The organism is Tepidanaerobacter sp. GT38, assembly GCF_021991635.1.
In the GTDB taxonomy this organism is placed as follows: Bacteria; Bacillota; Thermosediminibacteria; order Thermosediminibacterales; family Tepidanaerobacteraceae; genus DTU063.
In genome coordinates this window covers 1-10486 of the sequence record NZ_JAFFJA010000033.1, presented here as the reverse complement: position 1 = coordinate 10486, position 10486 = coordinate 1, and the positions used below count along the sequence as shown (strand labels likewise).

At 41.4% G+C, this 10486-nt stretch carries 11 protein-coding genes; 1 reads left to right on the top strand and 10 read right to left on the bottom strand.

Translation table 11 applies throughout. The features are described 5' to 3' along the window. Positions 1-84 precede the first annotated feature (84 nt). The 7 genes from JT739_RS05885 to yabG all read right to left on the bottom strand — a co-directional run bounded on the left by JT739_RS05885 (position 85) and on the right by yabG (position 7288). A complete protein-coding gene (locus tag JT739_RS05885) occupies positions 85-1740 on the bottom strand; it encodes an SPOCS domain-containing protein (RefSeq protein ID WP_237660180.1) in 1656 nt (551 codons plus the stop codon). A gap of 79 nt (positions 1741-1819) precedes the next feature. After that, a complete protein-coding gene (locus JT739_RS05880; RefSeq protein WP_237660179.1) occupies positions 1820-2113 on the bottom strand; it encodes a hypothetical protein in 294 nt (97 codons plus the stop codon). Between the two features lie 286 nt (positions 2114-2399). Then, entirely contained in the window at positions 2400-3128 is a 729-nt protein-coding gene (locus tag JT739_RS05875) for a CAP domain-containing protein (RefSeq protein ID WP_237660178.1), read from the bottom strand. A gap of 289 nt (positions 3129-3417) precedes the next feature. Then, positions 3418-4431, bottom strand: coding sequence for a S1 family peptidase (locus JT739_RS05870; protein ID WP_237660177.1), 1014 nt, complete (start codon positions 4429-4431; stop codon positions 3418-3420). Positions 4432-4536: 105 nt separating this feature from the next. Then, positions 4537-4815, bottom strand: coding sequence for a Veg family protein (locus tag JT739_RS05865; protein ID WP_237660176.1), 279 nt, complete (start codon positions 4813-4815; stop codon positions 4537-4539). Positions 4816-4973: 158 nt separating this feature from the next. After that, positions 4974-6401 carry a stage II sporulation protein D gene (gene spoIID, locus JT739_RS05860; protein WP_237660175.1) on the bottom strand — a complete coding sequence of 476 codons (1428 nt, stop codon included), beginning with the start codon at positions 6399-6401 and terminating at the stop codon, positions 4974-4976. Between the two features lie 23 nt (positions 6402-6424). Next, positions 6425-7288, bottom strand: coding sequence for a sporulation peptidase YabG (gene yabG, locus JT739_RS05855; RefSeq protein WP_237660174.1), 864 nt, complete (start codon positions 7286-7288; stop codon positions 6425-6427). A gap of 100 nt (positions 7289-7388) precedes the next feature. Between yabG and JT739_RS05850 the strand changes: the two genes are divergently transcribed. Further along, on the top strand, positions 7389-8177 hold the full coding sequence (locus JT739_RS05850) for a glycosyltransferase (RefSeq protein WP_237660173.1): 789 nt from the start codon (positions 7389-7391) through the stop codon (positions 8175-8177). 40 nt (positions 8178-8217) lie between these two features. On the opposite strand, the gene JT739_RS05845 is transcribed toward JT739_RS05850, so the two are convergent. From JT739_RS05845 to JT739_RS05835, 3 genes are all read right to left on the bottom strand, one after another. Beyond that, entirely contained in the window at positions 8218-8688 is a 471-nt protein-coding gene (locus tag JT739_RS05845) for a ribonuclease H-like YkuK family protein (protein ID WP_237660172.1), read from the bottom strand. Positions 8689-8778: 90 nt separating this feature from the next. After that, entirely contained in the window at positions 8779-9612 is an 834-nt protein-coding gene (gene rsmA, locus JT739_RS05840; RefSeq protein ID WP_237660171.1) for a 16S rRNA (adenine(1518)-N(6)/adenine(1519)-N(6))-dimethyltransferase RsmA, read from the bottom strand. Between the two features lie 182 nt (positions 9613-9794). Beyond that, entirely contained in the window at positions 9795-10385 is a 591-nt protein-coding gene (locus JT739_RS05835) for a TatD family nuclease-associated radical SAM protein (RefSeq protein ID WP_237660170.1), read from the bottom strand. Positions 10386-10486 lie beyond the last annotated feature (101 nt).

The window sequence follows — 10486 nt, the reverse complement described above, 5'->3', positions numbered from 1 at the left end:
TAGCTATAAGCTTTTCGGAACCACGGGCATAGCCCGTGGTATTCGAATGACAACAAAAATCCCGCAGCTTGCGGGATTTTAAATTTACATTCTGGGTATCACCAGTTGCTGGCCAGGCATGATGGAGTCGGGATTTGGGATATTATTGGCAGCAACTATGGCCTCTACAGTAACATTGTATCTCTTGGCTATATTCCACAGAGTGTCTCCTCTCTGAACAATGTAGATGGTCATTGATGGCTTATCATCATGCTTTTCTTTCTTTTCTTTTTTCTCTTCCTTCTTTTCCTCTTCCTCTGCTTCTTCTTCGCCATACTCTTCTTCCACATCGACCACTACATCTAGTTGAACCATTTGGGTCACTTTGGCAAAGAGGCCTAAAACTGCCCTGACATCAAAGCGCCGTGGTTCATTAGGTATTGCTGATGAAGAACAGTGCTCAACTACTACATCAAAGTCCAGCATCATATCTTCTTCGGCACCGGGTATTTCCACAAACGTGGTGAAATCTACCTCATGCTCCATAAAGTGCAATGGCTGCTGCGGCTCGCCTTCCGGCACATCTGCCACATACAGGGTTTCAAGTGTAAGGACGCCTTCTACTATAACCTTGCCGTCAATTATTCTTGATTCGGTTACTCTAGCCTTGCAGTTGGTCTTATAAATCTGCTCAATGTCCGGCTTTTCGTCAGGCACTGTCAGCGTATCTTTGATTACAATTTCATTTTCATCTTCGCCTATGACCTGATCCAGTTTAAGCCGCTTTTTCTCCACATGGAGCTCTTTTGATGGGCTGTAAAGATCTATGACTACCTGCAGTATCTTGGTCTCAAAGACTTTAGCTTTTATCTTTAATATGGCCTCTACTGTTACGGTCCTTTCATCTTTGCGACGCCCTTTAATGTGCTCAACTTCTACCCGGACAAATCTTGCCATACCTTCATCGGCACCTGGAATTTCCACAAACTGCGTAAAGGGTATCTCTGCTTCCATGAAGTGTACCGGTTGACGTGGTCTTCCATCGGGAGCAATAGCTACGTACAGAATCCCGACTACAAGGACGCCTTCAATGATAATCTTATTTTTGATAATCTTGGTAGTTACATCTCGTACTTCTCCCTCTACTTTAATTATTTGTTCGATATCCGGTTTTTCTTCAGGCACGCCTACATCGCTCTTGACTATGTTTTGCGCCCTTGCTTCACCTATGACATCTTCAACACGCAATGTCTTTTTGAGCACCTGTAGATCTTTGGGCCCTGTGGCATCGATAACAATTTCGATTTCAACTCGTTTGGTTACCTTCACAAAGAACATTACAATAAGCCTTACTTTAATTTCCCTAGGCCGATTGGGGTCGAAGCTGTACTGAATATGTTCGATCTTGGCTCTGACCCTAACATCCATGTCTTTTTTTACACCTGGAATTTTTGCAAAAAAGCTGAAATCAATTTCTCCTTCTACAAAATGAACTGGCTGTTGCGGTTGACCTTCGGGAACGTCTGCCACGTACATAGCATTGACATCAACATTGCCTTCGATGATGACCTTGCCGATTTTGGAATCAAGGATTTTTGTTTCCAAGTTTTCGGTATCAAGTGTGGCATCTACGGATATGACCCGCTCTATATCGGGTTTTCCGTCAGGTAACATAATTGTCCCTTCAACTATAGCTTGAGTTTTATCTTCACCGACAACCTGGTCCACCCTGACCAGTTCCTTAGTCAAATAAACCCCCATTTAAATCCTCCTTTCCCTATAATTCACCACCTTACTCATATAATATATGTGAAGCTTGACAAATATGTTACATAAAAATCTATTCTTGTTGTGTCTGTTCTTTTTCCTCACAACATTGTTCTTTCTGGGCACTTGGCTGGCAGCAGTCCGCATCTTCAGGCTTTTTTTGTTCTTGCGGCTCTTCTTCCACCGGACTTTCTTCCCCAATAGCTTCCTCCTGCTCTTCTCCTTCGGGAAGAAGCGGTTTTATTTTAGCTTTGTCATCGGACATATCTTTTGTTTTGTCTAAACGCACTTCAAAAGCCTTTTTCAAAAATAAGTAAAATACTACTAATGCAATACTTATAACCACAATAAATACAAGAACCTTCATTTGCCACCTTCCCTTCCCAATAATCTAAGGATATACGTGCTTAATATATTATATGAATGCCGATTGAAAAGGTGAGCAATAGATAAACCAAACTATTTTATAAAAATGGAGCGAATTATTGTACCGTCAAGGTTTATCCACATTATCAACAAGTTATCCACAATTATCCACAATAAATCCACATTATATGTGAATAATTTTTTATGGTTTTTGCCGGATAAAGATAAAAAGCTGCTACACGTTTTTTGTGTAGCAGCTTTTTTCATCATTCTAGAGCCATACTGCCTTAATTTACCCCGATAAATGTCTGTGTGAACATCTTGCCGTAAGGGCCGCCTTCCACGACACCAATGCCAATGTGGGTAAAATTGGGGTTTAATATATTTGCGCGATGGCCCGGGCTGTTCATAAGCCCCTTGTGAGCTTGCTCAACGGTAGGAGCCCCTGCCAGGTTCTCCCCGGCGTATCTGTAAGAAATGCCGTTGTTTTTCAGTGCATCAAAGGGAGTCCCATATGTAGGAGAAGTATGACCAAAATAGTTTTTGTCTATCATGTCTTTGCTCTTTTTACGAGAAATGTCCACAAGCCTCATATCAATGGTAAGTGGCTTAAGGCCTGCCTTTTGCCTTTCTTGATTTACTAATTCCAACATCTTACTTTCATCAGCTGTAAGACCTTTTACCTCAGGTGTACTTGGTGCCGGAGTTTGCGGCTTGCTGGGTTCTTCAACCGGAGCCTTAGGTGCTGGATTTTGTACGGGCTCAGATTTACCAGGTAAAGTGCCTTCCTTTGAAGTCAAAACCCATTTCCCGTCTTTATAGGTGTAGACTAATCTAAATGTATTGACAGAGTTTTTTGCAATAGAGTTTAAGTCGATGGGAAGCTTAATCGTTGAAGTTTGACCATTGATGTTTAGCTTAATGGTATAGTAGACTTCAGCACTTGCAATTCCCGGCAAAGCCAAAACAACGAAAGTTAGAAGTACGGCTAATATTCTCTTGTAATTATGCTTCAATTTATATTGCCTCCTTCTTAAGTTTTTGCCACAGCCGTCTGTGGTAATGACATTATATAATTTTCTACAAAATTGGACAAACTGTAAAATTCCAGATATATATTCGAGACCCTTTGTATCATGAAATAAATAGCATAAAATGAGGATTTTGTTTGATTTATTCAAATAAGGCCTAATATGGGTAAATTAACCACAAAAATCTCTTGTTTTTGCCATTTTGCTTAAAATTTGGCATAAATAAAAAAGCTGTTGACCCTTTCAACAGCCTAAAAATTTATAATTTCAAAGCTTATGCTTCCGGTATCTCTATTTGAAGGAGTTTTATAACGTTAGTTATGGGATTTACCAATGTAGCCTGGTCGGAACCAGCAAACAAAAGGCCTACAGCTTTCATGTTTTCATCAACTACCAGAGAACCGCTATCTCCGGGCTGGGCCATAGGTCCCGTGAGAATTTGATCATAAAAGGTAGCTTCTTCACCGGGCCCCAGCATCACATTTATCACCACATTCATGGCCTTTATTTCACTTGAAGTAACTCCCGTGGTGCGACCGCTCTTTTGAACTGTCATGCCAATACTAGGCTGCTGTATGCCTGTTATCTTGCCAAGACCCACTATATCTGAGCTTACGTACTCATCTTTTATAGGTCTTGCCACCGCCGCATCAACTAGGTTTTTGGAAGAGGTCTTTTTGACAAAATTAATTTCATAGTCAGGCTTTATGACTTTTAAAATGCTGTTTACAATCTTTTCAACTCTTTTAACTATAGGGCAGGTGCTAGTAGTGGTGTTTCTGTAAATAGGAATAAACCTTTCCAAATGTGCAATAACATCAGATGATGTTCCTCCATCATGGGCCCCTGGCTGCAGTATCGCATCGCCGATAGCTGATTTGCCATCGGTGCCGTCGGTAGCATTTGCCAGCACATGATTGTTTGATAAAATGAGAGGTCTGCCGGTTTTACTGTCTTTCACTATGGCCCCCAAGGTGCCAGCTGTAATTTTGTAATGGCCTATACTCATGCCTGGCCTTGCAGGCCTTGCTTTCTCGATGCGGGCATCAAGCAGTTTCACTTCTCCTACTTCTATTACATCTGTTGGAATATCGCTTAAAACTTTGGGCACGCAATTTCGACCGAGTAATTTTTCATCGGGAATCTTTTCTTTTACCAAAACTATTATAGCCGGCTTATTTGTGATTTTATTTTGTATTATTTTATATCCCAAGCCTACACCTACGACATTTTCCAGGCTCAATAGCTTTTTTTCATGCTGACGCAAAATTCGTGAAATCCGTTCCATAAAAAACCCCCTCCCAAAGCTATAGAGCTATATATCTATATATATTTGGGAAGGGGAGTATTTGTGTATGAACTTGACAAAAAAATAATCCCGATAACACCGGGACTAAACTGAGCCGAACTTGAGCTGTGAATTTTCATTATTATTTATAACCGTAAGTTCAACAGTGTCAGTCAGTATATCGGAATAGCTGTAGGAAATCCGCCTTACAAAATCCGGAGACTCGGTTACTTTCACGACAAAGATATTGGGATAAACCTGTTCCAATATACCTTCCTTTTCAAAGGTCCTTTTACGGCCACGGTTTGCTTTTAGTCTCACCATCTTGCCTACATGGGACTGGACATCTCTGCGAATCTTATTAAGTGCATCTGCCGAAGCCATAATCTCACCTCTCAAAAATGCAAAAATACTGTATAAATTATAACAGGTTTTTTCCCAAATGTCAAATATTAAAATATTTTATCAGGTTCGGCTGCTTTTGTCAACGACATAAAGGGCAAAAAAAAATGATTATGGGTATAGAATTTTAATTATCACAATCATTCTTGGTAATAGCATTTTATTCCGTTAATTATCGCCGTGGCAGCTTTTTGCCTAAACTGGGGCTCTGAAAGCAAGCGCTCCTCTTCGGGATTGCTGAGGGCTGCCACATTTACCATGACAGAAGGATTGTTGGTCTCCCGAAGGACAAAAAGATCCGCAGGTTTTACACCCATATCGCTAAGTTGCAGGTGCGCTATCAGCTCCCGGTGGATAAATTCCGCTATTTTCTTCCCTTCTACGTCACCGGGATAGTAAAAGGTTTCTGTGCCTCCCACTTGCTCATCCGGGAAAAAGTTTTGTTGAATGCTAAGTGTTATATCGGGCTTAATTTCATTGGAAATTCGAATCCGCTCTGAAAGGCTGACGAACTCATTTTTGTCGCGAGTTAGCATCACCTTTGCCCCGCACTGCATAAGCCCTTCTGCTACAGCTCTTGCTATTTCCAAATTGACATAGCCTTCTGATAGACCCATAGGGCCTGAGTTTCCACTATCGCCGCCGTGACCAGGATCCACTACTATGGTTTTGCCAATTAAGGGTTTAGTATAAGTAGGCCTTTCAAGGCGCTTTAATTCCACACCTGTAAAGTAAAACTTTAAAATTTCATCTACTGGAAATCCCAAAAGGGCCATTCCGCGGGCTCCATACTGACAAAGGCCTAACCCATGGCCGTGGCCCATTACTTGAAATGAAAGAGCTGAAACCTTCCAGGAAAACTTGGTAGATGAAAGGCCAAGCAGGTTTTTTATATCCTCTCCTTGAAAAATCATATCTCCTATTTTAATTTTTTTAATGCGCCCAGAGGCTGTAGAGTTGATGTTTTCTAACAGCCCAGGTATTTCCCTATTATCCGAAAGGCTATCATCAAAGTTTATGGCTAATCGGCGCTTTAGTTCTCGAACAGAAAAATTTTTAGTAGTTTTCCAGTAGGGTGAGTCTTTGCAATATATACATTCCACCCGTCTCAGATAACTGACTTTGTTTCCCCAGACATTTTCCGAGTCCTCAGTACACCCTCCGCAGGCTGTGTGATAAACAGCTTCTATGGGATTGTTGTTATAGACAATGATAACTTCCGATGTGTCCTCTACTGCAGCAGTGATCTTCTCCGTAAACTCTTCATAGCGGCTTCCCCATGCTTTCTGCCTTTCCTCAATATCCATAAACCCCTGGCAATGCAGGGAATCGTTGCAGACATCAAAACCCGGCTGTCGTTTACAGCCGCTGCCTCCAAAAATGCCCATGCGCTTTACTGCCAAAGTCCTGCAGCATATGGCTTGGGCTTTTAAAGCTTCCTTCGGAAATTCGGGAGGCATGCTGGCTGCCACCGCACCAATAACATACTCTTTTAAACCAATAATCCGCGCTTCCTGTTGATCGATGTCGTAGAGTTTTACTACCAGTTCTTCACTGCCGTAATCCATTAAAATTCACCACCAGTGCCAATTTATTCGTAAGGCGAGCGAGGAAGCCCTTCCCGAAGCTTGCCGCGGGTCTCAACGCCTCCAATACCTTTAATTCCGGTAATAGTGGCATCTATTACATCTCGAGCAGAAATAATTTGATTTATAGGCGTATATGCCACCTTTTCAATGATAAACACCGGGTCTAATGCGTGTATAAATACCCGATGTGGGGAGCTGGCAAAATTGGCCCCTGCTCGAAGAATCCCCTCGTAATAAGATTGACATGCACCTGCAAATATAACTAAGTCATCCAGGGATGGTTCAAAACGTCTGGCATTTTTTACTGCTTCAATAAAATACTTGGAGTTGCGATAATTTTCTACTCTGTTAAAGTCCCTTTTTTCTTTCAGCAAGCCGTCATGGCCTGTAATAACCAAGATATCAGGATTGTACTTAACTAAAAGACTGTTTATTTTCTTTGGTTGGAGTTTTTCTGGTATGCTCTCACCATATGCTTCTATATCCAACTGTTTATAAGTAGTAAGGCACAAATCCAGGTACTCTTCATCACCGTCGATGTGAAGAACCACCCCCGGCAAATCAAAAAAACCGTTATTCCCATCTGTATTTGAACGCGTCATTCGCCTCTGTCTTTCAAGTTCACGCCGATAAAAGATGCGTTCCATGTACTCATTACTCTTCCTGATGTAATCTTTTTTATATTCTCTCACTTCAGCAGATGTTGGCACAATCAAATCATCAATAGGAGCATCGGCAAGTACTCTGATATTGAGACCTTTTAAAGTGCAGCAACCTTTGTCTTCCATGATGTCAACTACTTTGAAAAAAACGTCTTTATTGTAAGATGCCCGAGCCACAACATCTCCTACTTTGATTTTAGCCACCCTTTAACCCCCCATTTCATTATATTTCACCTTTGTTTTGCTTATTACATAATATGATGGTATCAGGGGGGATGTGAGCACGTATGCAAGAGGTGGGAAGATGAACGCGGCTGTTGTCCCTGCCAAAAATGAGCAAGGCAGGATCAGCAAAGTTCTCACTATGCTAAAAGAAACCCCGGTTGAAAAAATTATTGTGGTAATAAACGGTTCCACCGATAATACCATGAGCGAAGTAAAAGGACTAAGGCTTGAAAATGTGGAAATTTTGCACTTTACACAAGAGCTAGGCGTAGACGTCCCCAGAGCTATCGGCGCATATTACGCCTATAAAAGCGGTGCCACATGTGTTGTTTTCGTAGATGGTGATTTGATTGGAAATATAGGGATATTGATAAAGAAACTAATCCATGTAGTATCAAAATGCGGAGTAGACCTAGCCATGACTGATTGCTATCCGGATTTGGAGTACAAAAGCGAGTTGGCAGAACAGGTGCTGATCTTTCGAAGCCTTTTAAATCTAAAGCTTGGCCTTTATGATAAAATTGGCGTAGCTACACCCTCACACGGGCCCCACGCAGTTTCACGCAAACTAATGGACAGTATCGATTTTCGAGACTTTGCAGTGCCGCCTATGGTTTTGGCCTTTGCCAAAAAGCATGGCCTTTCGGTGGAAGTTCCTGCAAAACTGCCCCAAAGATTGCTTGGCTCAAAGATAAGAAATTATTTTCACGCAAAGAAAATTGCAGATACGATAATTGGAGACACCCTAGAAGCTATAAATTATTATAATGACAGGCCCAGAGCACGCAGTTATCTATTTAAAGAATATCAGGGATATAATCCCTTAAGGCGCTTTGACATATTGGAAAAGTTCCTGTCTAACACTTAATCAAAAAGGGCATTTCCTAATGCACGGAAATGCCCTTTTATTACTTGGTATATCTGTCAGCCACTTTAGTGGCACCACAGGCATTTGGCTTTATTTTAACCTTAAATCCGCTGCCCATGACCCAGCCCACCACTTCACGAATAAGCTCTTTGGTGTCGCCGTTTTGACCAATGTCCACGTGAATTTCTACATCCATATTTTTATAGCGGGTTTTATCCAGCTCCTTTTTTAACCGGGTCACTGCTTCCAGCGACATGGAGGTTTCTGTAAATATTTTGTGACGCAAATTTTTCACACTTGACATATATTTTCTGTAATAATAGTAGCGGGCTCCCTTTCCAACTCGATGAACTATTACAGCAGTAACAAAGCAAGTGTTGTCTCTTGCTTGAGAATCGGTGCCTATTATTAACTTGTATGAAGCACCAGGCACTTCTTCCATAAAAGCAATAATGTCTTGAACCATCTCCTCAACAGACATCTTGCCTTTTGTAGGGTTTACAAAATTCATGGTGACCATCCCATTCTAAATTACAAAGTGTATGTACTGCCTTTAATTTGTGTGCCCATCTAATTTACTGCTAAAACTGTCCACAAAACCTCATTCACTTATTTTGCACTTAAGCACTTTTGAAAGTTCTGCGTACTCTTTTATGGAAAGGGTTTCACCTCGGCGCATAGGATCTATGCCGGTCTCCTTTAGAGCCTGGTCTATTGCTTCAGAGTCTGAACCCTGAATTTTTAGCCTCCGACTAAGTGAATTTCTTACCGTTTTTCGCCGCTCCCCAAAGGCAGCTTCCACAACTTTAAAGAAAAACGCCTCGTCATCCACCTCTTCCCTAGGTTTTTGCCGCAACATGATTTGAACAACCGCTGATTCCACTTTAGGCGGCGGAAGAAAGGCTTCCTTGCCTATTGTGCAAACCATATTCACATCAGCATACATATTGACCGCAATAGAAAGGATGCCGTAATCCTTTGTGCCAGGCTCTGCCGTAAGCCGCTGAGCCACTTCTTTTTGGACCATGAGAACTGCAAGGGGTATCAGGTGGCGGTTTTCTATGATTTTCATAATAATGGGGCTTGTGATGTAATAGGGAAGATTTGCTACTACCTTAAACCCGCCGTTAAAGTGGTCTTTCCTCAGCTTCTCCATATCTAATTTTAACACATCTGCTTCTAATATACAAATATTTTTGAAATCTCTGGTCAAATCCTCCAGTATAGGAATCAATTGCCGATCCTTTTCTACAGCCACCACCCTGCTTGCCCTTGAGCAAAGCTCCGTAGTGAGCACCCCAAGCCCCGGACCTATTTCAAGGACCTCATCCTGGGGCGAAAGCTTTGCTGCTTCCAGCATTGCCATAAGGGGTCTGGTGTCAACTAAAAAATGTTGACCGAGCCGTTTATCAGCCCTGACATTGTACTTTTTCATTATGCGTCTAATATCTATGGCGTTTTCCTCCTCGCAATAAGCCTATAAAAGCTTGGCTTAACTTATAACTATTTGTTAAGCTAACACTACTATATAATCTTTGAAAAACAATTGATTTTTAAACTCAAGGTTTCATAATACAGAGAGCCGTTATCGATAAGCTAAAAAAAAGATAGGATAACCTATCTTTTTTCATAGCTTCTGACTCTAAATTCCACACCAAGTTTTTCGGCAAGTTCGGCACATTTTTGTATATCTATACCGGGCACATCAACCACTGAAAGCACTACCCGGGGAATGTGATTTTTTGCTTTCCGGGCAAATTCCAAAATGCTGTAAAAGGCATCTTCGCCATATTCCGGATGGCATAAATCATTGTATTTTTCAGCATTTTCCGCATTAAGGCTTATGGAAATGACATCTATGAGGCCCTCTAACTGCAGAGTTATGTCTTCACCGTAGATCATATTAGCCTGACCGTTAGTATTGATCCTAATCGGGATATTGGGGTATGTCTTTTTAAGGTGTTTTGCCACGTCAATGACTACCTGAAGCCGCATAAGGGGTTCTCCATACCCGCAAAACACCACTTCTTTATAACCTGTAGGATCTCCGATGGCTTCTATTATTTCCTTAGTTGTAGGCTCTTTCTCAAGCCACAGGTTGTATCCTCCTACCCCCGGCCCATTTTTTCTGATGCAAAAATCGCAGTCATTTGTACATCGATTTGTAATATTTAAATACAACGACTCCCCTAGTTTATACACTATCATCTACTTGCACCGTCCATCACATTTTAGGTAACAAGCATATTTTAACATAGAGCCCAAAAAATTACAAGGAATTTGGAATGATATGTTGTTATTCTGTGATA

Coding starts and splice junctions, on each gene's coding strand:
- JT739_RS05865 (WP_237660176.1), bottom strand. CDS start 4,815: ATGGCTTCGGCAGATGCACTTAATAAGATTCGCAGAGATGTCCAGTCC.
- JT739_RS05880 (WP_237660179.1), bottom strand. CDS start 2,113: ATGAAGGTTCTTGTATTTATTGTGGTTATAAGTATTGCATTAGTAGTA.
- JT739_RS05845 (WP_237660172.1), bottom strand. CDS start 8,688: ATGAATTTTGTAAACCCTACAAAAGGCAAGATGTCTGTTGAGGAGATG.
- JT739_RS05835 (WP_237660170.1), bottom strand. CDS start 10,385: ATGATAGTGTATAAACTAGGGGAGTCGTTGTATTTAAATATTACAAAT.
- JT739_RS05850 (WP_237660173.1), top strand. CDS start 7,389: ATGAACGCGGCTGTTGTCCCTGCCAAAAATGAGCAAGGCAGGATCAGC.
- rsmA (WP_237660171.1), bottom strand. CDS start 9,612: ATGAAAAAGTACAATGTCAGGGCTGATAAACGGCTCGGTCAACATTTT.
- JT739_RS05870 (WP_237660177.1), bottom strand. CDS start 4,431: ATGGAACGGATTTCACGAATTTTGCGTCAGCATGAAAAAAAGCTATTG.
- spoIID (WP_237660175.1), bottom strand. CDS start 6,401: ATGGATTACGGCAGTGAAGAACTGGTAGTAAAACTCTACGACATCGAT.
- JT739_RS05885 (WP_237660180.1), bottom strand. CDS start 1,740: ATGGGGGTTTATTTGACTAAGGAACTGGTCAGGGTGGACCAGGTTGTC.